General features: G+C 39.2%; 28 protein-coding genes. 11 read left to right on the forward strand and 17 right to left on the reverse strand.

Features of this window, described 5'->3' with window-relative positions; translation table 11 throughout:
• Positions 1-6: 6 nt before the first annotated feature.
• The 8 genes from DS885_RS17170 to DS885_RS17205 all read right to left on the reverse strand — a co-directional run bounded on the left by DS885_RS17170 (position 7) and on the right by DS885_RS17205 (position 8,871).
• On the reverse strand, positions 7-1,266 hold the full coding sequence (locus tag DS885_RS17170; protein ID WP_113820619.1) for a D-amino acid dehydrogenase: 1,260 nt from the start codon (positions 1,264-1,266) through the stop codon (positions 7-9).
• A gap of 310 nt (positions 1,267-1,576) precedes the next feature.
• Positions 1,577-2,146 carry a septation protein A gene (locus DS885_RS17175; RefSeq protein ID WP_113820620.1) on the reverse strand — a complete coding sequence of 190 codons (570 nt, stop codon included), beginning with the start codon at positions 2,144-2,146 and terminating at the stop codon, positions 1,577-1,579.
• 19 nt (positions 2,147-2,165) lie between these two features.
• The gene (gene trpA / locus DS885_RS17180) at positions 2,166-2,990 is read right to left on the reverse strand and encodes a tryptophan synthase subunit alpha (RefSeq protein WP_113820621.1); all 825 of its coding nucleotides are present in this window, start codon (positions 2,988-2,990) and stop codon (positions 2,166-2,168) included.
• Positions 2,990-4,177: a tryptophan synthase subunit beta gene (trpB, locus tag DS885_RS17185; protein ID WP_113820622.1), complete on the reverse strand. Its 1,188-nt coding sequence runs from the start codon at positions 4,175-4,177 to the stop codon at positions 2,990-2,992. Before trpB ends, trpA begins: the two co-directional genes overlap by 1 nt.
• Before the next feature lie 49 nt (positions 4,178-4,226).
• Entirely contained in the window at positions 4,227-5,633 is a 1,407-nt protein-coding gene (trpCF, locus tag DS885_RS17190; protein WP_113820623.1) for a bifunctional indole-3-glycerol-phosphate synthase TrpC/phosphoribosylanthranilate isomerase TrpF, read from the reverse strand.
• Positions 5,626-6,648 (reverse strand): anthranilate phosphoribosyltransferase, encoded by a 1,023-nt coding sequence (gene trpD / locus DS885_RS17195; protein WP_113820624.1) that lies wholly within the window; start codon positions 6,646-6,648, stop codon positions 5,626-5,628. Before trpD ends, trpCF begins: the two co-directional genes overlap by 8 nt.
• Positions 6,649-7,260, reverse strand: a complete 612-nt coding sequence (locus tag DS885_RS17200) for an aminodeoxychorismate/anthranilate synthase component II (protein WP_113820625.1) — start codon at positions 7,258-7,260, stop codon at positions 6,649-6,651.
• Positions 7,261-7,263: 3 nt separating this feature from the next.
• Complete coding sequence (locus DS885_RS17205; RefSeq protein ID WP_113820626.1) at positions 7,264-8,871, reverse strand: anthranilate synthase component 1; 1,608 nt, start codon at positions 8,869-8,871, stop codon at positions 7,264-7,266.
• 336 nt (positions 8,872-9,207) lie between these two features.
• Between DS885_RS17205 and rnm the strand changes: the two genes are divergently transcribed.
• The 4 genes from rnm to galU all read left to right on the forward strand — a co-directional run bounded on the left by rnm (position 9,208) and on the right by galU (position 12,628).
• Entirely contained in the window at positions 9,208-10,065 is an 858-nt protein-coding gene (gene rnm / locus DS885_RS17210) for an RNase RNM (RefSeq protein ID WP_113820627.1), read from the forward strand.
• A 49-nt stretch (positions 10,066-10,114) separates the two neighbouring features.
• Positions 10,115-10,735: an L-threonylcarbamoyladenylate synthase gene (locus DS885_RS17215; protein WP_113820628.1), complete on the forward strand. Its 621-nt coding sequence runs from the start codon at positions 10,115-10,117 to the stop codon at positions 10,733-10,735.
• A gap of 102 nt (positions 10,736-10,837) precedes the next feature.
• Positions 10,838-11,710 (forward strand): 23S rRNA pseudouridine(2605) synthase RluB, encoded by an 873-nt coding sequence (gene rluB, locus DS885_RS17220; RefSeq protein ID WP_113820629.1) that lies wholly within the window; start codon positions 10,838-10,840, stop codon positions 11,708-11,710.
• Between the two features lie 90 nt (positions 11,711-11,800).
• Complete coding sequence (gene galU / locus DS885_RS17225) at positions 11,801-12,628, forward strand: UTP--glucose-1-phosphate uridylyltransferase GalU (RefSeq protein WP_113820630.1); 828 nt, start codon at positions 11,801-11,803, stop codon at positions 12,626-12,628.
• 95 nt (positions 12,629-12,723) lie between these two features.
• Here galU and murQ read toward each other — a convergent pair whose 3' ends face one another.
• Entirely contained in the window at positions 12,724-13,617 is an 894-nt protein-coding gene (gene murQ, locus DS885_RS17230) for an N-acetylmuramic acid 6-phosphate etherase (RefSeq protein ID WP_113820631.1), read from the reverse strand.
• 86 nt (positions 13,618-13,703) lie between these two features.
• Between murQ and DS885_RS17235 the strand changes: the two genes are divergently transcribed.
• Together DS885_RS17235 and DS885_RS17240 are read left to right on the forward strand one after the other, a co-directional pair.
• A complete protein-coding gene (locus DS885_RS17235; protein ID WP_113820632.1) occupies positions 13,704-14,165 on the forward strand; it encodes a CidA/LrgA family protein in 462 nt (153 codons plus the stop codon).
• Positions 14,165-14,845, forward strand: coding sequence for an LrgB family protein (locus DS885_RS17240; RefSeq protein WP_113820633.1), 681 nt, complete (start codon positions 14,165-14,167; stop codon positions 14,843-14,845). The genes DS885_RS17235 and DS885_RS17240 overlap by 1 nt, the downstream gene beginning before the upstream one ends.
• 72 nt (positions 14,846-14,917) lie before the next feature.
• Here DS885_RS17240 and purN read toward each other — a convergent pair whose 3' ends face one another.
• Together purN and purM are read right to left on the reverse strand one after the other, a co-directional pair.
• Positions 14,918-15,571 (reverse strand): phosphoribosylglycinamide formyltransferase, encoded by a 654-nt coding sequence (gene purN / locus DS885_RS17245; RefSeq protein WP_220149730.1) that lies wholly within the window; start codon positions 15,569-15,571, stop codon positions 14,918-14,920.
• A gap of 4 nt (positions 15,572-15,575) precedes the next feature.
• Positions 15,576-16,616 (reverse strand): phosphoribosylformylglycinamidine cyclo-ligase, encoded by a 1,041-nt coding sequence (gene purM, locus DS885_RS17250; protein ID WP_113820634.1) that lies wholly within the window; start codon positions 16,614-16,616, stop codon positions 15,576-15,578.
• Between the two features lie 274 nt (positions 16,617-16,890).
• Between purM and DS885_RS17255 the strand changes: the two genes are divergently transcribed.
• Positions 16,891-17,937 (forward strand): DUF2066 domain-containing protein, encoded by a 1,047-nt coding sequence (locus tag DS885_RS17255; RefSeq protein ID WP_113820635.1) that lies wholly within the window; start codon positions 16,891-16,893, stop codon positions 17,935-17,937.
• An 8-nt stretch (positions 17,938-17,945) separates the two neighbouring features.
• On the forward strand, positions 17,946-18,674 hold the full coding sequence (gene hda, locus DS885_RS17260) for a DnaA inactivator Hda (protein WP_113820636.1): 729 nt from the start codon (positions 17,946-17,948) through the stop codon (positions 18,672-18,674).
• A gap of 91 nt (positions 18,675-18,765) precedes the next feature.
• Here the strand turns inward: hda and arsC are convergent, their stop codons facing one another.
• The 4 genes from arsC to DS885_RS17280 form a co-directional block, all read right to left on the reverse strand.
• A complete protein-coding gene (gene arsC / locus DS885_RS17265) occupies positions 18,766-19,116 on the reverse strand; it encodes an arsenate reductase (glutaredoxin) (protein ID WP_113820637.1) in 351 nt (116 codons plus the stop codon).
• Positions 19,117-19,139: 23 nt separating this feature from the next.
• Complete coding sequence (locus DS885_RS17270; protein ID WP_113820638.1) at positions 19,140-19,580, reverse strand: YcgN family cysteine cluster protein; 441 nt, start codon at positions 19,578-19,580, stop codon at positions 19,140-19,142.
• A gap of 10 nt (positions 19,581-19,590) precedes the next feature.
• On the reverse strand, positions 19,591-20,535 hold the full coding sequence (locus DS885_RS17275; protein WP_113820669.1) for a lytic murein transglycosylase: 945 nt from the start codon (positions 20,533-20,535) through the stop codon (positions 19,591-19,593).
• Positions 20,536-20,612: 77 nt separating this feature from the next.
• The gene (locus DS885_RS17280) at positions 20,613-20,903 is read right to left on the reverse strand and encodes a YcgL domain-containing protein (protein WP_113820639.1); all 291 of its coding nucleotides are present in this window, start codon (positions 20,901-20,903) and stop codon (positions 20,613-20,615) included.
• A 126-nt stretch (positions 20,904-21,029) separates the two neighbouring features.
• Here DS885_RS17280 and minC point away from each other — a divergent pair, with 126 nt between their 5' ends.
• The 3 genes from minC to minE are packed head-to-tail and all read left to right on the forward strand — an operon-like array spanning position 21,030 to position 22,875.
• The gene (minC, locus tag DS885_RS17285) at positions 21,030-21,776 is read left to right on the forward strand and encodes a septum site-determining protein MinC (protein ID WP_113820640.1); all 747 of its coding nucleotides are present in this window, start codon (positions 21,030-21,032) and stop codon (positions 21,774-21,776) included.
• A gap of 18 nt (positions 21,777-21,794) precedes the next feature.
• On the forward strand, positions 21,795-22,607 hold the full coding sequence (minD, locus tag DS885_RS17290) for a septum site-determining protein MinD (protein WP_113820641.1): 813 nt from the start codon (positions 21,795-21,797) through the stop codon (positions 22,605-22,607).
• A gap of 1 nt (position 22,608) precedes the next feature.
• The gene (gene minE, locus DS885_RS17295; protein WP_113820642.1) at positions 22,609-22,875 is read left to right on the forward strand and encodes a cell division topological specificity factor MinE; all 267 of its coding nucleotides are present in this window, start codon (positions 22,609-22,611) and stop codon (positions 22,873-22,875) included.
• A 74-nt stretch (positions 22,876-22,949) separates the two neighbouring features.
• Here minE and DS885_RS17300 read toward each other — a convergent pair whose 3' ends face one another.
• Positions 22,950-23,486, reverse strand: coding sequence for a peptidylprolyl isomerase (locus tag DS885_RS17300; protein ID WP_113820643.1), 537 nt, complete (start codon positions 23,484-23,486; stop codon positions 22,950-22,952).
• 31 nt (positions 23,487-23,517) lie between these two features.
• Complete coding sequence (locus DS885_RS17305) at positions 23,518-24,102, reverse strand: YajG family lipoprotein (protein ID WP_181817793.1); 585 nt, start codon at positions 24,100-24,102, stop codon at positions 23,518-23,520.
• Between the last annotated feature and the right edge of the window lie 149 nt (positions 24,103-24,251).

The raw sequence follows: 24,251 nt of genomic DNA on the forward strand, positions 1-24,251 counted from the left end.
TGAGTCCTATTTTGCGTAACGGTCAATTGATAAACCAGAGTCATCAATTTCCGGTTGTTTATCATTCATAACATCGCTAACAAATTTTGCTGAGCCTAAAGACATGGTCCAACCTAATGTACCGTGGCCAGTATTGAGAAATAAGTTATCGATCTTGGTTTTACCCAGAATAGGTGTGCCATCCGGTGTCATTGGTCGTAAACCAGTCCAGAATTCTGCTTTTGATAAGTCTGCTGCATGAGGGAATAAATCTGCTATAGAGAATTCGATATTCTTGCGACGCTTTTCTAATAAAGCTAAGTTGTAAGAGCTAATTTCGGCTGTACCACCCACTCGAATACGGTCACCTAAACGAGTGATCGCTACTTTATAGGTTTCATCCATTACTGTCGACTCAGGAGCAGCAGAATAATCTTCGATAGGCAAGGTTAGTGAGTAGCCTTTAATTGGGTAAACCGGTACTTTGATATCGATATTCGCTAGCATATGGGTAGAGTATGACCCTAACGCCATTAGGTATGAGTCTGCCGTTAGTTCGCCTTTATCTGTTGATACACTAACAATCTCACCACCTTGCTTGTTAAGTTTTTGAATGTTGGTGTCCATCATAAATTTCACACCCATTCTTTCACAATCTTTAGCAAGCTCAGTTACAAACTGGTGACAATCACCTGTTTCGTCATTAGGTAAGTGCAGACCACCAACAATTTTATTAATGGTGTGTTTAAGTGCAGGTTCATAACCCAGACAATCATCAGCGCTTAATACCGTATGGTCAACTCCACACTCAGTAAGCACTTTGATATCTTTCTTAGCGCTTTGTACTTGGCTATCTGTACGGAATACTTGTAGAGTACCCTGTGTTCTGTGGTCGTATTGGATATTAATTTCACGACGAATATCACGTAAACAATCGCGGCTATATTCAGCTACGCGCATCATGCGTGCTTTATTGATTTGGTAATCAGCATTATTACAGTTGGCAACCATCTTGGTCATCCACAACATGGTTTCTGTATCAAGATCTTTAAAATTGATTTTTAAAGGCGCAAGCTCTTGCATTAACCATTTCATTGCTTTGATTGGAATACCTGGTGCAGCCCAAGGTGCAGAATACCCAGGTGAAATTTGACCCGCATTAGCAAAACTGGTTTCATTTGCTACGGTAGCTTGTCTATCAACCACTGTTACATCATGGCCAGATTTAGCTAAGTACCACGCACTTGTTACACCTATCACACCTGAACCTAAAATTAATACTTTCATCGCTATTCCAAAAATAATCATCCATTAGTAATCACATCATAATCGTTAATATCCATTATTAATGTTTGTATTTGCATTTCTTTCAGAATAAAACTCTGAAAAAAGCGCTTAATTTAGCGTTTTAATCTTAATAGGCTTATTTTTTTAATGGGTATTAGTTGTTCACGTTGAAATATGCATAATAATTGTTCTGTCACAGAATGATTGAATAGAACTTGATAGGAAGTGCAAGGTGGTGTTAATGAAAATCCAATACATTGCTGTATTGGATTTTATTGATATTGATGCGTTAGATTAGTGCTATTGAGGCTTATTCATTATCTGCATCTAATGGGTCTTTGGTTTTCTCTTCATCTTTAGGCAAGTACTTATAAATATAAACACCGCTTAATAGGGTAAACACAATCGTTGCGCCTAATAGCCCAAATACTTTGAAGTTAACCCAAACATCTTCTGCCATGTAAAAAGCCACATAGATATTGAGTAGGCCAAGTATTATAAAGAATACGGCCCAAGCGAGGTTTAATGTTGCCCAGACGTTTTCTGGTAGGGTGATCTCTTTACCTAACATCTGTTTGATGATCGGCTTTTTAAAGATATATTGGCTAGCGATCAGAGCAATGGCAAACAGCGCATAAACAGCGGTTACTTTCCACTTAATAAACAGGTCGTTATGTAATACTAAGGTCAAGGAACCAAAGACTAAGACCATTAAGAAAGTGATCAGATGCATTTTTTCTACTTTACCATGCTTAAAGTAGTTGTAAGCCAACAACAAACCCGTGGTAATAATTAACGAGCCAGTTGCTGCGTAGATATCAACCATTTTATAAACAATAAAAAAGATGATTAACGGTATAAATTCAAAAAATTGTTTCATGACACTCTCTTTATATGGCTTATTTTAATGTTGCAGCTTTCATGGCGCTGATAAACTCAGCCATTTCCGATTGCATCTTATCAGGGTTACCGAGATTACGCTCAATCACTTTAACGACAGCAGAGCCAGAAATAGCACCGGCTGCACCTGATTTGATTGCATCAGCTACCTGCTCAGGTTGAGAAATACCAAACCCTAACAGTGATGGTGGGGCATTATGCTCGCCTAATGTTCCCAGCATATGTTCAACGGGCATACCTGCTTTTGCATCAGCTCCAGTGACACCGGCACGGCTTAATAGATAAGTGTAACCTTGACCATATTCAGCAACCTGTTTAAGTGTCGCTTTATCGCCATTAGGTGGTGCAATAAAGATTTGTTGTAAACCTACTTTGTCTGCTGCTGCACGGTAAGGTGCGCTTTCATGTAAAGGTACATCGGCAATCAGAATTGAATCAACACCTGCAGCTTTACACTCTTGGTAGAAAGATTCGATGCCATTGCGGTAAACAAGGTTAACATATAACAATAAACCGATCGGTGTATCAGGGTGTTTTGCACGAATCTCTTTGATGATTTCAAAGCAAACTTGCGGTGTTGTACCAGATTCTAGTGCGCGGATCGAAGCATCTTGAATCACCACTCCATCGGCAACTGGATCTGAAAATGGAATACCTAATTCAAGTGCATCTGCGCCTGCTTTCACTAGCGTATCAATAATATTTAAAGACTGTTCGCGGTCAGGGTCACCCACTGTTACAAATGGGACAAAGGCACCTTGGTTAGCTTTCTCTAGTTTGTCGAATAATTTAGCGTATCGCTGTGACTGAAGATTATCTGTCATTAGATCATGCCTCTCTTTTCAAATATGTCTGCCACGGTGAAGATATCTTTATCACCACGTCCTGATAAATTCACAATAATGACTTGTTCTTTATCATCTTGCTCAATAATTTTTAGTGCGTGTGCTAAGGCGTGTGATGATTCCAAAGCAGGGATAATGCCTTCCTGTTCTGCTAATGCTTTAAAGGCAAGTAACGCTTCATCATCGGTGGCATTTACATATTCTGCACGACCAATTTTTGCTAAGTGTGCATGTTGTGGGCCTACAGATGGGAAATCTAAGCCAGCAGAAATTGAGTAAGACTCTTGAATTTGACCATAGCCATCTTGCATCATCAATGATTTCATACCAAAGAAGATACCGTCTGTACCACAAGCAATAGGGCAACCATGCTCGCCAGTTTCAATACCGTGACCGCCTGGTTCAACACCAATCAGTTGTACATTTTCATCGTCAATAAAGTCAGCAAAAATACCGATAGCATTAGAGCCACCACCCACACAAGCGATTACTTTATCCGGTAAAATACCTTCTTTACGTAGACATTGTTTTTTCGCTTCTTCACCAATCACTTTTTGGTATTCACGAACAATGGTCGGGAAGGGGTGTGGTCCTGCTGCTGTACCTAACAGGTAATGTGCAGTTTCGTAGCTTCCAGCCCAATCACGTAGGGCTTCATTACAAGCATCTTTTAACGTTGAAGAGCCTGAGGTCACTGGAATGACTTCTGCTCCCATTAGGCGCATTCTAAACATGTTCGGTTTTTGACGTTCACAGTCTACCGCACCCATATAAACTCGGCATTTTAAACCAAGCAATGCACAAGCAAGTGCGGTTGCTACACCGTGTTGACCCGCACCTGTTTCTGCAATGATCTCAGTTTTACCCATACGTTTTGCTAACAGAGCTTGGCCTAATACTTGGTTAGTTTTGTGTGCTCCACCGTGTAATAGATCTTCACGTTTTAGGTATAACTTGGTTTTTTTACCCTTAGTTAAATTACGACATAGCGTCAGTGGAGTAGGGCGACCAGCATATTCTGTGAGTAATTCTTTAAACTCTTCTTGAAATGATTCATCTTGCTGTGCTTTTAAAAATTCAGCTTCAAGTTGTTTTAATGCAGGGACTAATATTTGCGGCACATACATGCCACCAAAGTCACCAAAATAAGCGTTTAATGTTTCCATTTTTTTATTACCTTTTAATCGGTTTAATGTTGTTAAATGCCAACATCATCTATCGCGTCATGTATCGACGAATTTCAGAGAAGCTACGGTTTAATTTTTCAGCGTCTTTTTTGCCTGGAGCAGATTCAACACCTGAGTTGAAATCTAATCCTGCACAGCCTATTAATGCAGCTTGTTGTGCGTTTTCTGGATTAAGACCACCGGCCAGAATAATGCTATTTTTATCGCAATCTTGTTGATCAAGTAGCGTCCAATCAAAGCGTTGTCCTGTGCCACCACTTTGCTCGCCAACACGTGTATCTAAGATGTGCTTGCTCACGTTGTATTTTTCAAACTCAGGTAAGCTGTCGATAATGCCATGGGCTTTCCAGACCTCACAGTTTTTAGGTAAGACTGCTAGTAACTCTTTAATGTATTTAGGTGATTCATCACCATGCAATTGTACTGCACTTAGGCCTAAGCTTTTAGCTGTGTAAGCGACTAGTTCAACTTGCTCATTTTGGAATACACCGACATAAGCAAGTGGCGCGCCTAACATCACTAAACGTGCTTGTTCTAACTCCACAAAACGTGGTGATTTTTCGACAAAAATTAATCCGCCGTACACTGCACCTGCTTTATGGACATCAGCTGCATCACGGGCATGGGTTAACCCACACACTTTGTTTTCACCAAGGATCAGTTTACGACAAGCAAGGTCAATATTAGCCTGAGACATAATTGAACTGCCAACCAAGAAACCATTGGCATAAGCGCTTAGCTCTTTTACCTGCTGGTGGTTGTAAATCCCCGATTCAGAAATGACGATACGATCCTGTGGGATCTTAGCTGCCAACTCTTTAGTACGATTTAGGTCAATGCTCAGATCACGTAAATCTCGATTGTTAATACCAATCACTTTAGCGCCTAGGGCAATAGCGCGTACTAACTCATGCTCATTACTGACTTCAGTCAATACACCCATATTTAAGCTGTGTGCAGTATTACGATAAGCTTGGTAAGCATCGTCATCTAAAACCGATAGCATTAACAGAATAGCATCGGCTTGAGAGTGACGTGCTAGGTAGATTTGGTAAGGATCAACGATAAAGTCTTTACAGATAATTGGTTGAGTCACTTGAGAGCGCACAGTATTAATGTACTCAAAGTCACCTTGGAAATACTTTTCATCGGTTAATACCGAAATCGCTGATGCATAGTTTTTGTAAGTGCTTGCAATTAAGTCTAAATCGAACTCTTCACGAATTAATCCCTTAGAAGGAGAGGCTTTTTTACACTCAAGAATAAACACACTGTCTTCTTGGTCCAGAGCTTGATAGAAGTGACGATCACTTTCTACTAATTGATCTTTGAAGCTAATCAAAGGTTGTTGTTGTTTACGTTGTTCAACCCAGATTAATTTGTCATCAACAATCTTGCCTAAAATTGTATCTTGTAAACTTTGGTCATTAAGCATTACTTTGCTCCGCAAGTTGTTTTAATAGTGTTAAAGGTTGGCCTGATTGCATGCTGCTAAGCGCCATTTCAGTGCCTTGTTTAAAGTTATCTGCTTTACCGTTTAATACTAATAATGCAGATACATTAATTGCCACAGCAGATTGCTGAGCAGCAGTGCCTTTACCTTGTAAAATTTGTTCTATAATTTGTTTATTTTCTTCTGGTGTACCACCGAAGATACTTTCCACAGGGTGCTGTTCAACACCAAAATCTTCTGGTGTTAATGTATATTCGATTATTTCACCATTGTGTAGCTCAGCTACTTGCGTTGAGCCGTGTAATGCCACCTCATCTAAGCCACTACCGTAAACCACCATCACACGTTTCATGCCTAATTGTTGGTGCACTTTGGCAATGGGCACTAATAACTCTGGTGCATACACACCCATTAATTCAAAGTCAGGACGTGCTGGGTTAATAAGTGGGCCTAGTACATTGAAGATAGAGCGGGTTTTTAATGCGCCACGTACTGGCGCGGCAAAACGCATTCCTGCATGGTAGCTAGGCGCAAAAATAAAGCAGACGTTTAAATCATCTAAACATTGACGTGCCGTTTCAGGTGACATATCTAAGTTCACCCCAAAAGCCGCTAATAAATCTGATGAACCAGACTTACTAGACACACTTCGGCTACCATGTTTACAAACCTTAACACCACAAGCCGCCGCTACAAATGCACTCGCCGTTGAAATATTGATAGTACCTAGTCCATCGCCACCAGTACCAACAATATCGGTAAAGGGGTAATCAGGACGAGGAAATGCTTTTGCTTGTGCTAACAAGGCTCTAGCTGCACCAGTGATTTCAGCAGGTGTTTCACCTTTAATCTTAAGCGCAGTTAATACTGAAGACAGTACAATCGGGTCTATTTCGCCTAACACCACTTGTTCAAAAAAAGCTTGGCTTTGTGATTCAGAGAGAGTTTGACCTTGATATAACTGCTCTAAGGTCGGGTATACATCATATTCGCTCATTTAAACATTCTCCGCTTCAGTCAATAAATTAAGGCTGTTCTCTAACAGTTGTGCACCTTCACAGGTCAAAATAGATTCAGGGTGGAATTGAAAACCGATCACCTTATCTTGGGCGTGATAGATAGCCATACACATCTCGTTATAATCTGCTACCGTTTCTAGTGTGTCTGGCACAGTCGTGCCCACTAACGAGTGGTAACGTGCTACAGACAGAGGCAAGGATAAACCTGCAAACATTTTATCTGCACAGTGGTTAATTAATGATGATTTACCATGTTGGATTTCATCTGCTTGTCCTACTACACCACCATATTGTTCAATTAGCGCTTGGTGTCCTAGGCAAATTCCTAGGATAGGTACTTTACCTTTGCATAAACCGATAAGTTCAATCATACAACCCGCAGCACTAGGTGTACCTGGACCAGGCGATAATATTAATACCACTTCACCTTCACAGGCATCAATATGTGCTTTAATTTGCGCTGCGCTTTGGTTATTACGGTAGATTTTCACTGGGTAACCCGATGATTTAAATTGGTCTACTAGGTTGTAAGTAAACGAGTCAAAGTTATCAAGAAAGAATAAGGTGGCTTTATTATTAGTAGAAGTCATGGTTTATTCTCCTTGCTTAGTGGCATTGGCTGTCACTGCTTTAAGTGTGGTGCCATGGGCAAGTGCCACTGCATTAAGTACTGCTGCAGCTTTACTGCGCGTTTCATCGGCTTCTAATTGTGGTACTGAGTCATAAACCACACCTGCGCCAGCTTGAGCATGAGCTACGCCATCTTTAACAAATGCAGATCGGATAACAATACAGCTATCCATGTCGCCATTACCGTTAATATAACCAACAGCACCGCCGTAACTACCACGTCGTTTTTTCTCTACTTTGCGTACTAGATTTGATGCACTGATCTTTGGTGCGCCAACTAAAGTGCCCATATTCATACAAGCTTGGTATGCGTGTAATGCGTCTAAATCTTCGCGTAATTTACCCACCACTCGTGATACTAAGTGCATTACATGACTGTAACGGTCAACTTGTAATAAGTCAGCAACATGGCGAGTACCTGGCTGGCTAATACGTGCCACGTCATTACGAGCTAAATCAACTAGCATCAAATGCTCAGATGTTTCTTTTTTATCAAGACGCAGCTCTAACTCTAAACGACCATCTAAATCTTTATTAATAGATCCATCTGCATTGAAACCACGACGACGTGTGCCTGCAATTGGGTAAATCTCTACATCACCTGAGCTTTGTGTGTATTTGATGGCACTTTCCGGGGATGCACCAAATAATACAAAGTCACTGTCTTTTAAGTAGAACATATAGGGACTTGGGTTAGTTTCTTTTAGTTTTTGATAAGCTGAAATTGGGTCAGGACACGGTAATGAAAAACTACGAGAAGGAACCACTTGGAAGATATCACCTTTAACAATATTGGTTTTTAACTCTTCAACAATATCACAGTACTCTTCATCACTGATATCGACTTTAACAGTCGCATCAATACTGACTTGTTGATTTACAGGTGCAATAAAGTCTGTACAGAAGCCTTGTAATTGTTCGATACGCTGTGCAATGCGCGCTTCACTTTCATCTGAATATAAACCACCAAATACACTGCCTAGCACTTCACCTTGTTGAGTTTGATGATCATGTAACATTAATGTCTCTGCCACATAGAACAAGTAATCAGGTGTAGTGTTCTCTCCATCAGGCACTGCTAATAATTGTTCAAAGGTTGCGATGAAGTCATAGGCAAATACACCGCCTAAGAATAACGCTTCTGGATGAGTTGAGACCTTTTTAATTCGCTCTACGATACAACGAATAGCGTCCATTGGAGATGCTGATTTTAAACGTTGATCTTCATCGCCGCTAGTATCTGATTGTGGAAAGGTAAGTTGTAACTGGCTTGGGCGTTGTGCTGTGATTAGTTGCGTGGAAAACTTGGGAGTGATGAAAGTAAGTAGATCTTTACCATTATCAGTTAACGCATCCAAGGTAACCGTTAAACCTTGGCAAGTAATCTTCAAACAAGCATCAACTAAAATTAAGCTTTTTAAGTGTGCTTTACTTTCAATCTCTGCAGAATCAAAAAGTAGATGATGATGACTGTTTGCGCTGATTTTTTGAAAGAGTCCCAATGAATCTTGGATGTAGTGACAAGGTGCTTCGATCGTTTTTAATGTGCCGATTGGGTGGTGCGTGTTCATATTTAAGTCCTTAAAAATTAGTGATTGCAAATAGAGTGTTTAGCTGATTTTTATTTGCCATCGCCAATTAAGGGCGCTGTTTAAAATGATCATGATTTACCTGTTTTACTTTTGTGTGTTCCAAATATGAAAAAAGCCCGCAATATGCGAGCTTCTAAATAGGTTTTTCTGGGAAATTAAATATACAAAAACCTCATTGCTCGCTTATGAGAATGAGTGCCACCAAGAATCTTTAAGAGTAATTGTATTAAAAATCATATATTATGCGTCCCGTATTAATTAGGAGTTATTTTTTTGCATTCTGCTTCTAATGTCAAGGTTATTTTTAGGATATTCATGTTAATTGATCTTCACTCGCATACTAAAGCTTCAGATGGACAACTTACCCCTAGCGAATTAGTGCAACGTGCTGAAAACAGACAAGTTCATTTTTTAGCCATTACCGATCATGACACCATTGATGGGTTAGCTGAAGCGTCACAATATATTCAAGATCATCAGTTAAAATTACAATTGATTAATGGTATCGAAGTCACCAGTAATTGGCTTAATCATGAGATTCATGTGGTGGGGTTAAATATTGACCCAACACATCCCGCGTTATTGGCATTGATTGAAGTACAAAAAGAGAAGCGTGAGCAGCGTGCCATTGAAATGGGACGACGTTTAGCCAAAGCAAATATCGACAACGTTTATGAAGGCGCAAAAGCGTTAGCTGGCGATGGCGCAATTACTCGAGCGCATTTTGCACGTTATCTTGTTGATATTGGCGTTGCACCGACTTTTCCTAAAGTATTCGATAAATACTTAAGTCGTGGTAATACAGGTTATGTGCCTCACGATTGGGTCGATTTAGCAGATGCGATAGCGGCGATTCATGCTGCTGGTGGACAAGCGGTATTAGCACATCCAGATGCTTACCGATTATCCAATAAATGGTTAAGAAAATTATTTGTTGCTTTTAAAGCCGCTGGTGGTGATGCCATGGAAGTGGCCATTGGACAACAATCGCCACAAATGCGTTTACAATTAGGCATGTGGAGTCAAGAGTATGACTTATTAGCCTCTCAAGGCAGTGATTTCCACTTTGTTGGTCGTTGGCGTGATTTAGGAAAAAGTCTATTTTTACCTGAAATTTGTCAGCCAATTTGGCATAATTGGGATCTTAATCATAGTGCAGAGATTAGCGCTTAATCGCGCTAGTTATACTTATAATGATATTGATAAAAGGCTATAGAACAATATGAGTCAGTTTTTTTATGTGCACCCAGAAAACCCACAAAAACGACTAATGAAGCAAGCGGCTGAAATAGTTAACAAAGGTGGTGTGATCATTTTTCCAACCGATTCCGGTTATGCATTAGGTTGTGCACTTGATGATAAACGCGCGTTAGAGCGCATGTGCCAAATCAGAAAAATAGATAAAAAGCATAACTTCACTTTAGTGTGTAAAGATTTAGCTGAAATTGCAGTGTATGCCCGTGTTGATAATAGTGCGTATCGCATGCTGAAAAACAATACACCAGGTGCGTATACCTTTATTTTTAAATCCACTAAAGATTTACCAAAACGTTTAATGAACCCAAGTAAACGTACTATTGGTATACGTATTCCAGATAACGTAATCGCGTTATCTTTGTTAGAAGAGTTAGAAACACCACTAATGACCACGAGTTTGATTCTACCAGGCAACACAAGTACTGAGTTTGACCCAGAAGATATTCGTGATCAATTAGAGCATCAAGTTGATTTGATCATTAACGGTGGTTATTTAGGTGAATCACCAACCACTGTGATTGATTTATCTGAAGATGATGTGGTGATAGTAAGAGAAGGCACGGGCGATTTAAGTCCGTTCCAGTAACAATTAATTTAAACAAAACAGAAACAATCTTGTCTCTCTATTCAGTTTTGCTAAATAGAGAAAGACAGTTGGCATAATGTGAATTACCCAAAGGAAAGTAACATGAGCGAAAAATTACAAAAAGTATTAGCACGTGCGGGATTAGGTTCTCGTCGTAAAATGGAAACAGTCATATCTGAAGGGCGTGTAAGCCTAGACGGTAAAATTGTTGAGTTAGGCGAGCGTGTTACACAGGAGCAAGTGATCCGTGTAGACGGACACGTTGTTAAATACCAAGCGGCAGAAAGTGTTGTTTGTCGTATTTTAGCGTACAACAAACCAGAAGGTGAAGTGTGTACACGTAGCGATGAAGAAGGCCGTAAAACGGTATTTGATCGTTTACCTCAGTTAAAAGGTGCTCGTTGGATCTCTATTGGTCGTTTAGATATTAATACCTCTGGTCTGTTGTTATTTACAACTGACGGTGAATTCGCTAATAAAATGATGCACCCAAGCCAACAGGTTGAACGTGAATACGCAGTACGTGTATTTGGTGATGTGACGGAAGCTATTTTGAATCGTTTACGTACCGGCGTACAACTTGAAGATGGCGAAGCTAAGTTCTTAGATATTAAAGAGCACGGTGGTGAAGGTATTAACCGTTGGTTCCACGTAGTATTAACGGAAGGTCGTACGCGTGAAGTACGTCGTTTATGGGAAAGCCAAGGCCTTCAAGTGAGCCGTTTGATGCGTGTTCGTTACGGTAACATTATTTTAAATAATCAATTACCACAGGGCGGTTGGCAAGAACTGACGCTTAAAGAAGTTAACTATTTACGTAAAATGGTTGATATGCCACGTGAGACAGAAACCAAAGTGCGTGTTGATACTAACAAAGTATCTAACCCACAGGCTCGAATTCGTCGTGCAGTTAAAAAACATAATCAACATCGTAAAGCTGGCGAAAGACGCCGTGTAACTCGAACAAGAAGTTAAAAAACAATAGATTATGATTAGGTGTTTTATTTTTAAAACAATGATAAAGTAGATCTATGTCAAATAAATGTATTAACTAGGTGAGGGATTATGATTAAAAAATGTTTATTTCCAGCTGCTGGATACGGAACGCGTTTTCTGCCTGCGACTAAATCTATGCCAAAAGAGATGATGCCATTGGTTAACAAACCGTTAATCGAATTTGGTGTTGATGAGGCACTTGAAGCAGGCATGACAGGTATGGGGATCGTAGTTGGTCGCGGTAAGCATTCAATTGCCGATCATTTTGATCATAATTACGAGTTAGAAAATGAAATTAGCGGCACACCAAAAGAAGAGAAGTTAAAAGATATCCGTAAGATTATGGATAATGCGCGTTTCTCTTTTATCCGCCAACGTCAAATGAAAGGCTTAGGTCACGCTATCTTAATCGGTCAAGAGCTGATTGGCGACCAACCTTTTGCTGTTGTTTTAGCGGATGATTTATGTATTAACCCTGATGGTGATGGTGTACTGAAACAGATGGCTGCCTTATACGAGCAGTTCCGTTGTTCAATTGTTGCTGTACAAGAAGTACCAAAAGAAGAGATTTATAAATACGGTGTTATTAAAGGGTCAATGATCCGTGATGATATTTATCGTGTTGATGATATGGTTGAAAAACCAGCTCCAGGTACTGAGCCTAGTAACCTAGCGGTTATTGGTCGTTATATCTTAACACCTGATATCTTTGATATTATTAAAGACACTAAACCAGGTAAAGGTGGCGAAATCCAAATTACCGATGCGTTATTAGAGCAAGCTAAACGTGGTTGTGTATTAGCCTACAAATTTAAAGGTAAACGTTTTGACTGTGGTAGTGTCCCTGGTTACATCGAAGCGACAAACTACGTTTACGACAACCTTTACGAAGAGTAATCTTTAGCTAACTTTTAGTGATTAACTTTTACTAATGCCGTTCACTGTGTGAGCGGCATTTTTTTATGCATTGTTAAATTATTATACCGATCAGACTAAATACATTGACGAATAAAACCTTGGTGCTGTTGTAAGCTGTTTTTAGCTTGTTGTGCATCAACCCCAGTTAAGACCATAACAATCGCTGTTTTACAGTGATGACCTGATTCTTGCAAGGCTAATTCAGCGGTTTCCCTGCTACAGTCCGTGGCTTCCATAATGATCTTTTTTTGTCGTTCGATAAGCTTGGCATTGGTTGCTTGTACATCTACCATTAGGTTACCAAAGACTTTACCACTTTTGATCATAGCGCCAGTACTTAACATATTTAGCACCATTTTCTGGGCGGTGCCGGCTTTTAACCTTGATGAGCCAGTGACTACTTCTGGACCCACTATGACTGCTAGTGGAAGATCTGCAATGTCAGCCATTTTGCTGTTGTCATTACAGGTTAAACTGATCACTTTACAACCGAGTTGTTGTGCATACCGCATGGCACCAATCACGTAGGGCGTTCGTCCGCTTGCAGCGATACCGACCAATATATCCTGGGCTGTTAACTGAATATCCATTAAGTCTTGTTGGCCTGCTTGTTGATTATCTTCCGCATTCTCAACTGCTTTTAAAATAGCTTGTTGTCCACCAGCAATTAAACCAATAACTTGTTCTGCTGGACTGCCAAAAGTGGGGGGGCATTCACTGGCATCTAATATACCGAGACGCCCAGAGGTACCTGCACCACAATAGATTAAACGTCCACTCTTGCTAAAAGCGTTATGAATAAGATCAACTGCTTGTGCAATCTTAGGCAAGATAGCTTCAACGGCGAGTGCGACTTTTTTATCTTCGTTATTGATGATGTTTAACATGGCTTCTGTAGACACAATATCAATATCAGTACTCGCTTGATTGCGGCTTTCGGTGATGAAATTTTGTAATTGTATAGTCATATTAGATACTTATTGATAATTGTTTTGAACACTGAGGATGTAACTTGATATAGTAACAGCTCATTTAATCTAGTTGAATTGATATCATGAAAGAGTCTTTACCACCACAAGAGCCACAGCCTCAATCGTCATCGCATCAAACTAAGCTTGAGATGCCTATTACACCTAGACAGAAGTTCGCATTGTTCGTTAAAAACAGTTTGCAGCTGGTTTCTGGTTTATTGATTATTTTTTTGTTTCTAGCCATTGCTAAGTTGATTGTGAGTTATTTTGAAAGCACATTTCCTTCTTCTATTTTAGGTATGTTAATGCTGTTTGTTGCTTTATCCCTAGGGGTTATCAAGCTTAGTTGGATAGAGTTTACGGGTAACTTGGTGTTAAAGTATTTAGCACTTCTGTTTATTCCAGTAGGTGTGGGGTTAATTAACTATTTTGAGTTGATTGCATCCCATTGGTTAGTGATTGTCTTTTCATTGTTTTTCACCACCTTACTGACCTTATTTATGGTTGGGCATTGTTATCAATGGCTGATTAAGGAGAAGCAATAATGTTTATTTATATTGCCACGCCACTGACATTGCTGTTTTTTTTCTTAGCTAAAAAATTATACAGCATGGCGCCTAATCCATTATTTAATCCAGTATTAGTAACTATCTTCAGCTTAATTGCAATCTTGTTGTTATTCGCTATCCCTTATCAAGATTATCAACAGGGCACGGGAGTGATCACTGCTTTATTAGAGCCTGCGATTGTTGCCTTAGCTGTACCATTGTATTTACAGTTAAAGGTGATTAAAGCACGCCTTAAATATATTTTATTAAGCTGTTTACTATCGGTATTTGTTGCCTTCTTTTGTGCTTTTTATGTGATGCCTTTGCTCGGTGCCGATGCGCTGACTGCCGCTTCTTTTGCTGGGCAATCCGTGACCACGCCAATTGCCATGGAGATAAGTAAAAATTTACAAGGAATTGTATCGCTAACCGCTGCCATGGTTATTTTTGCTGGCATCATTGGGGCTAGTATTGGTTTGCCTTTTTTACGCTTAACTAAAGTGAAAGACCCACAAGCAGTAGGTGTCGCCATCGGCTGTGCATCACATGCGTTAGGCACGGCAAAAGTGTTAGAAGAGAATGAAGAATCTGGCGCATTTTCATCGATCGCTTTGATACTGTGCGCCATTTTATCGGCCTTGATTATGCCTGTGCTGTACCAGTGGTTAATTTTGTAATTGCTTTTAAATGAGTAGATGAAAAAACCGAAGCAAGCTTCGGTTTTTTATTATGCAAAATAGATGTGCAGGTTAATCAGCAGCGTAACCAAACTCAGTGAGTTGTTTACCATCTAAAAAGGCATGTTGCCCTTGCATGGTTAAACGCTCATTAATAAACCAAGATGCAGCTAGTGCGTAGATTTGGTGTTCCTGTGTTAACACACGTTCCGCCAAGTCTTGTGCGGCATCTTCAGCGAAGATAGGCACTTTAGCTTGCAGTATAGTTGGTCCACTGTCTAACTCTGGTGTCACAAAATGTACTGTGGCGCCATGCTCTTTATCACCTGCATCTATTGCACGCTGATGTGTATTTACACCCGGGTATTTTGGTAATAAAGATGGGTGAATGTTAAGCATTTTACCTTGGTACTTATTAACAAAGTCCGGTGTTAAAATGCGCATAAACCCAGCTAACAAAATAAGATCAGGTTGCAATTTATCAAGTTCAGCGGCTAATAAAGCATCATACTCTTCACGTGAAGCAATGCCTTTACTCTCTACTAAAATAGCAGGAATATTAGCATCAGTTGCACGTTGTAAACCGTAGGCATCTGCTTTATTGCTGATCACAGCAACCACTTCAACTTGTTGTTCATTTATCTGTTGTTGGTGTAATTTATCCATTAGTGCTTGTAAATTACTGCCACTACCAGAGATAAGTACAACGACTTTTTTAATGCTCATCTGATTATTTAATCTCTACTTGAGATTCACCTTCAGCAGCATCTTCGATGTGACCTAATACCCAAGCGTTTTCACCCTGTGCATTTAAGATCTCAACAGCTTTCTCTTTTTCTGCTGCAGGTACAACAATCATTAAGCCAACACCACAGTTAAAGGTACGGTACATCTCTTCTGTTTCAACATTACCATTTTCTTGTAACCAATCGAAAATAGCAGGCCATTCCCAGCTTTTTCCATCAACAACCGCTTTGCTACCTGCTGGTAATACACGAGGAATATTTTCCCAGAAACCACCGCCAGTAATATGAGAAATAGCATGAACAGGGCAGTTCTTGATTAATTCTAATGTTGATTTAACGTAGATTTTTGTTGGTGTTAATAATGTTTCACCTAACGTTGAATCACCAAATGGTGCATTTGTATCAGCTTGAGATACTTCTAAAATCTTACGTACTAAAGAGTAACCATTTGAGTGTGGGCCACTTGAAGCAACAGCGATTAATGCATCACCAGCGGCTACTTTAGTACCGTCAATTACTTCAGATTTCTCAACAACACCAACACAGAAACCAGCGATATCGTAATCATCACCTTCGTACATGCCTGGCATTTCAGCAGTTTCACCACCGATTAATGAACAGTTAGATAATAGACAACCTTCACCGATACCCGTTACTACGTCAGCAGCAACATCAACATCTAGCTTACCTGTTGCGTAGTAGTCTAAGAAGAATAGTGGTTCAGCACCTTGTACGATTAAGTCGTTTACACACATAGCAACCAAATCGATACCTACTGTATCGTGTTTTTTAAGGTCGATAGCTAGACGTAACTTAGTACCAACACCATCAGTACCAGCAACTAATAGCGGCTCTTTGTAACCCGTTGGTAGTTGACATAATGCGCCAAAACCACCTAGTCCACCCATTACTTCTGGACGTTTAGTGCTTTTAGCTACACCTTTAATACGTTCAACTAATGCTGTTCCCGCGTCAATATCAACACCAGCGTCTTTGTAGCTTAAAGAGGTTTTTTGGTTGCTCACTTGGTTTCCCCACAGATAGAAGTTAAAAGCGAATATCGCTTTAAAAGTTTAGAAGGTAAAAAATTGCGCGTATTTTAACATCTATATGACAGGGGTCGAATTATTTCTGAAAAGAATTGTCCGTTTTATCTAAACTTTTTTGATTTAATCTCGTAACTCATTAAAAAGCAGGTTAAATAGTCAAACGTTTATATATTTAATGCATGATACTTGCATTAGTAGAAGATCTGCTTATGATCTCTTTATATTAAAAATTGTATGGTTGTATAAGTAAATGAAAAATAATGTGTTGATTACTTTTTTGTTAGTGGTGAGTGTGTTGTTTTCAGCACACAGTATTGCGTTACCACAAATCAGTGCTTATCAAGGCTTAGTTGTTGCTGAAGGCAACAGTGAGGATCAATTACGAGAACAGGCTTTACAACAAGTCTTAGTCAAAGTATCCGGTAATAAAAGTGTGACTGATCTAGATGGCACTAAATTACTAGCAAAAGACATTCCTTCAATCCTCTCACAGTTTGGTTATCAAAATATTGAAGGTGAGCGTTACTACTCGGCTTTATTCGATAAACAACGCATTAATCAAGCTTTGATCTCAATGCAACAGCCTATCTGGGGAGAAACTCGTCCTAACCCTCTAATTTGGTTAGTGAATGAAAATAGACAACTGACTTCCGATAATATGGTTAATAGTCATCAAGATAACTCGTTAACCATTGGCTTAGAACAAGCTCAACTTGATCGTGGTATTACAGCCAGTTTTCCTTTGATTGACCTTGACGATTCTTTAGCGGTGTCTGTATCTGATGTAAGCGGACGCTTTTATCAAACCGTGGCAGAGGCGTCTACTCGATATGATGCGGAATACTTTGTATTAGCTAATTTAAACCGCGCAGGTGGCCAGTGGCAATTGAAGTGGGAACTCGTTAAATATAATGCGCAGAACAAACAAAGCCAAGTCGTGATCAAACAAACCAGTAAGGGTGAAAAATCCGATGTAACCGGGGAAATGATGGGAGATATTGCTGACTATTATGCACGGCAGTTTGCCATTTTAGAAAATAACGGTGCACGTTCTACACAAGCGGTTAATATTAACAATGTAGACTCTCTCGCTGAATTAATGGCTTTAAGTAATATACTAAATAACTTAAATGCTGTTGAGAGCTTTGAAATAGTCAGTTTAAGTGATACAAAAGCAGAACTATTAGTGACATTAAGGGGCAGTGTTACGAGTTTGGAAAATGCGTTGAATGCACAACCTAAATTACAACGAGATTTAATGACCAGTGCTCCTTTTTATTATATTTGGCGACAGTAGAGTATTTAATGCCTCAAGATGAATTAAGATTTCAATACCCTTTATTGGCGTTAAAGTTTCCTGATGATGAAACCTTTGCAAGTTTTTATCCAGGCCAAAATGCAGAACTATTAACCTTACTTAAAAATAATGTAGTTGGGATAGGGGAACCTATCTTATATATGTGGGGTGAATCGGGAAGTGGTCGCTCACACCTATTACATGCCTTGTGTTCAGAAGTAGATGAAATAGGCGAAACTGTTGCTTACATCCCTCTTCACCATCATCGTAGTATGACCCTAGATATTTTTGAAAATATGGAAAATATTACCCTAGTGTGCATAGATAACGTTGATGCCATTGCGGGTAATAAACTGTGGGAAAAAGCACTGTTTGATTTTTATAATCGTTGGTTAGATAACAAAGATAATCGTGCACCTGGTGCTAACTTAGTGATCTCTGCCAGTGATTTACCTAAGCAGATTGGTATTGAATTAGTGGACTTAGTGTCACGGTTAGAGTGGGGTGCTTGTCACCATTTGCAGCCATTAAATGATGAAGAGAAATTAGGGGCGCTGCAGCTACGTGCTCAATTAAAAGGGATGCGATTACCCATTGATGTGGGGCGCTTTTTATTGAATCGTTTATCACGTGAAATGTGTATGCTATTAAATACATTAGACCAATTAGATAATGCTTCTTTAGAAGCCAAGCGTAAGCTAACCATCCCTTTTGTCAAAGAGGTGTTACGTTTATAGAGGGGGTATAGAAAGGCGCTCGCCGTTAACTGAACAATTAAATACCGATGATATTAGCTTCTATCATCGGTATTTTTTATCTAATAGTTGATTATAAAATAGTTAAGACTGATTCAGGTGGACGACCAATGGCTGCTTTGCCATTAGCAACTACAATTGGGCGCTCAATTAATTTTGGGTTAGCCTGCATCGCTGCAATTAGTGCTGCTTCATCTTGCTCGGATGCTAAGTTTAACTCTTTATATAAGGTTTCTTTAGTACGCATTAATTGACGTGCTGAATCAAATCCTAACTGCTTAATTAGCTGTGCAATCGTCTCCACTGAAGGTGGTGTTGTTAAGTATTTAATTATCTCTACTTGGTGTTGTTCATTATCTACTAACGCTAATGTTTCACGGCTTTTAGAGCAACGTGGATTGTGGTAAAAAGTAATATCTGTCATATCATCCTCTGTCTTGTATTCGATTACTCTGCTGGCCAAATCGCAATATGATCTTCTAGGTTGTCGGGGTGAACCTGTGTTTCTGAGACTATTTTGCCACGTACTGAATGGCCACCTTTATGCATTGCAGATTGACTGCCTGTTAATAGTGGATGCCATTCTGGTAAAGATTTATCTTCGATTAATAATTTATAAGCACAACTGGCTGGTAGCCAATGAAATTGTTCAATATCGTCTAAGGATACTTTCACGCATTCAGGCACAATTTTTAAACGTTTCTCATATTTTTTACAGCGGCATGTTTTGGTGTGTAAAAGATGACAAGCTACATTGGTAAAATGTAAGTCCTCTGTCTCATCATCAATTATCTTATTAAGACAACATTTACCACAACCATCACATAGTGATTCCCACTCCGATTGTGACATTTGTGCCAGTGTCTTGGTTTCCCAAAATTTGTCCATTTACTTTTCCTTACTCAACGACAATTTGCGGTGACATAATACGTTCTGAAAGATAGGTTACCGCGGTTGCAAAGTAATAAGAACGATTCCAATGCATCAGTACTTTATAGTTATTGTAAGCGAGGTACACTCGGCCATTTTTATCATCTGGGATAACAATCGAAGCTTGCAAATCAACATTAGGCAGATCTTGGCCTTCATAACGGCGCACACCTAATGCTTGCCATTCTGCTAACGATTTCTGTTGTTTAATGCCCGCTAGGTTAGTATCAAAATCGTCAGGGATAGTCACTTGACGTCCCCAAATATGACGGCTATCCCATCCTTCTGTTTTTAGGTAATTAGCGGCAGAGGCAAACACATCTGCGGGGGTATTCCAGATATCTTTTTTGCCATCACCATCATAATCAACTGCATAGTTTAAATATGAGGTTGGCATAAATTGCACTTGCCCCATTGCTCCCGCCCATGAACCAATAAATTTGTCTTGGCTAATATGGCCTTGCTCTAAAATAGTTAACGCAGCAAAGAGTTGCTTCTTAAATAAAGCTTCACGACGACCTTCATAAGCCATGGTTGCTAATGAAGAGATCACGTAATGGCGTCCAGTTAAACGTCCAAAATTAGTTTCAATGCCCCAAAGCGCAACAATAAAACTAGGTTGAACGCCGTATTCATCACCAATCTTATGCAATAGTTTGTAATGCTTTTTATAAGCTTCACGGGCCTGTTTTACTTTCCACTCCGGTACCGCTCGCGGAATGTAAGTATCTAAGGTCATTTTGAATTCTGGTTGCTGCTTATCCGAGGAGACACTGCGCTGCAAAAATTCTGCTTTTTGAAAAGCATTTTCAACGGTAGTTGGGTCGATACCTAACTCAGTCGCTTCTTGTTTTAAGGTGTCAACATACTGGGTAAATGAAATGTCACGCTCAGTGGCTGCATAGCCTGTCATAGAAAAACAACATAAAGTGATCGCCGAGATACTTTTTATTGAGCGATGGAGGTGGTTAAGTAATACATTTTTTACTTTCATGAATCAGATTCCAATTGCTGTTGTTTACGTTTTTTATGTTCTTTTAAGTAATCTACCGGTGGCGGTGGAAGCTGTAAATAAAAACCTGCTTGTGTCACTTCAGAGATCACTTTTGATGCGTCAGCCATCGCCATTTTAGTGGAGTCGGTAATATTTAATACCGAGACTAATTTCGGTGGACCAAATTGTTCTAGCAAAGGCGTCGGAACGCGAGAAAAGTCATCTCGTTTTGCAACAAAAAGATAGGTTTGCGGTTTACGGATACTTTTATATACAGCACATAACATAATACTAATCGAGCCCTTTACTTGCCTAATGTTGGCGCAAACTATAACATGCATAAGCATTTATTTTTTATAGAAATTGACTGAATTTTATGTCAAAACAGAAAGATTTAATTAGAAAGGACAATTATGACGTTAAAATCGTTGAATTTTACCTTGTTGGTCGTCAATCTCGAGAGTGAATCACTTTCAGCATTAGCTGAAGAGTTAAATAAAAAACGACTAATGGCTCCCGAGTTTTTTGCTAATACTCCGATGGTGGTAAGTATAGAAGAATCTTCATTAAATATCGATTTTTCTCAATTAAAGCGTACAGTTGCAGAGCATGGTTTCATTTTAGCTGGTATAACTGGAACGCTGTCAGAACAACAAAAAGAGCAAGCAATAGCAGAATCAATTGCTGTATTGCATGGTTCAAAAAGACAAATGGTGAAAGCACCAGCATCAGATAAAAATGTTGAACAATCTGATCAACCAAAAGAAGAGATTAAAACAAGCACTGACACTGCGTCTGGCGACCCTGAATATGTTGTCTGCGAAGTAAAAACAAAAGTGCACGTTGGTCGAGTTCGCTCTGGCCAGCAAATATATGCAAAAGAGTGTGATTTAGTCATTAACGGCGATGTGGGCGCCGGCGCAGAAGTTATTGCTGATGGTAACATTCATGTATATGGAACATTAAGAGGTAAGGCATTAGCAGGTGCTATGGGCAACACGAGTGCAGCTATCTTTTGTACTGTATTAGAGCCTGAATTAGTATCAATTGCGGGTGTTTATAAATTAAGTGAAACATTACCAGAGGATATGTGGTCTACCTCTTGCTCTGTTTCTTTAAAGGATCAAAATTTGGTCTTTTCAAGTTTAAATAAAATTTAAAATTCAAAGGAAAGTTATATGGCAAAGGTAATTGTTGTCACATCTGGTAAAGGCGGTGTTGGTAAAACAACAAGTAGTGCCGCTATTGGTACAGGATTAGCGAAAACAGGCGCTAAAACGGTTATTATTGACTTCGATATTGGTTTACGAAACCTAGATTTAATCATGGGCTGTGAACGACGTGTTGTTTACGATTTGATTAATGTGATTAATGGCGAAGCTAACTTACAGCAAGCATTAGTAAAAGATAAGCGTGTTGAAACCTTATACATTTTACCGGCCTCTCAAACGCGTAATAAAGATGCGTTAAGCAAAGAAGGTGTGGCTGAAGTTATCGAAGCATTAAAAGCAGATGGGTTCGATTATATTATTTGTGATTCACCAGCGGGTATTGAACAAGGTGCGATGATGGCATTGTATTTTGCCGATGAAGCTGTTGTTACAACTAATCCAGAAGTTTCTTCTGTGCGAGATTCTGATCGTATTACTGGCATGTTATCAAGTAAATCTTACCGTTCAGAAAAGCAGATGGAACCGGTTAAGGTACATCTACTGATCACGCGTTATGCACCTGAGCGTGTAGAGCGTGAAGAGATGTTAAGTATTGAAGATATCGATGACTTATTAGGCATTGATTTACTCGGTGTTATTCCTGAGTCTCAGGATGTATTAAGCGCATCTAACTTAGGTGAACCAGTGATTCTAAATCAAGATTGCGATGCGGGTAAAGCATACCAAGACGCAGTGGATAGGTTACTAGGAGAAAAGCGCGACTTACGTTTTGTAACAGTCGAAAAGAAAGGCTTTTTAAGTCGTATATTTGGGGGATAAAATGGGATTATTACAATACTTTATTAAGGACAAACCAAAAAAAGGTACGGCTAAATTAGCAAAAGATCGCTTGCAGATTATTGTTGCTCATGAGCACTCTAGTTTTGATGTACCATCTTACATGCCTGAATTACAAAAAGAGCTAGTTGCTGTTATCCGTAAATACATGGATATTTCAACAGATGATGTGAAATGTGAATTCAGTGACAAAGAAGAAGATGAGTTATCTGTATTGGAAGTGAATGTTACTTTACCAAAACATAAGTAGTCACTTAATTTAAAGTACTTAAAATAAAAAATGCGACCATTAAGTCGCATTTTTTGATTAATCATTGGTGTTGATTACTTTTGTAGTTCAATACTGTTGATGATGACTGCTTGCAACGGCTTATCCTGTGAGTTAGTGGCTACCTTAGCAATGCTATCCACCACATCTAAACCCTGAGTAACCTTACCAAATACGGCATAACCCCACTGGCTACCTTTAGCATCTAAAAAACTATTGTCTTTCTGGTTAATGAAAAATTGACGAGAAGCGGAGTGAGGTGAATTAGTACGTGCCATGGCAATCGTACCTCTTTCATTACTTAAACCATTAGTTGATTCATTAGTAATTGGTGAAAGGATATCTGCACGTTGACCTGAACTTAAAAAACCACCACCTTGGATCATAAAACCGTTAATGACTCGGTGAAATACGGTATCTTTAAATTGATCTCTTTCGATATACTTCAAAAAATTAGCAACTGTAGTCGGTGCTTGTTCAGGGTATAACTCTAGGGTTATTTGTCCTTTATTAGTATCAATTAATATCGTTGGGTTAGCTGCGAATGCGCTATGGCTTAGGATTAATAAGAGTAATGCACTAAAAATTTTCATTTAAGTTCCTTGGTTAGATTAAAAGTGGCGATTAAAATTGCTGCAGCTGACTATTTAACTCTTGATCTTCGACGATCTGTTTTAATAGTAGCGATAATTGCTTATTAAGTTGCTCAGTTATATTGTTTACTTGATTAGCAAAAGCCCCATCCCATTGTTTAGTAGAGCGGAAAATTTTGTGAAAATGTTTACCCTGATGACTCAGTGCCACATCTACAATCATTTGTGATGATGCATCGTAACTTAGCGTCGATTCACTCACCTTAGCTAAAGCTTTCACTAACTTAATATCGACCTGGTAATCACTATTGTTATCTAGCTTTAAGTTATTATCCGTCCAAGCTTGAGTTAAGCTTTTTTCAACTAATAGACGTAAAGATTGTTGCTCATTGATTAAGGTGGCAACTCCGTCTCCGCTGGATATTTCAATTACATATCGAGCGATGCGCAAGTCTTGACTGTCAATTTTCCAAGGTTGTTGGTTAGTAAATGCTTGTCTATTACTTTCAAGTTGTAGTTGTGGGGTGATGTTCGTATAACTCGGGGTCGCGGTACAGCCTAACAAAGTGAGTATGCTGGCACTGAGTAAAAGTCCTTTGAAACTTGTTTTCAACATTTTTAGTTCCTGGCTGGGTGAGTAAAACAACATCATAGCAAACCTGTTAACGAAATAAGCGAATTTATTATTACTGATTCCATTGCTAGGTGTAATTTTGAGCTGTGATGATTTTATTTCGCTTATGTTTAATCGATTAGCTTAGTTTT

Origin of the sequence: Psychromonas sp. B3M02, assembly GCF_003318165.1 — a bacterium.
Lineage (GTDB): Bacteria > Pseudomonadota > Gammaproteobacteria > Enterobacterales > Psychromonadaceae > Psychromonas.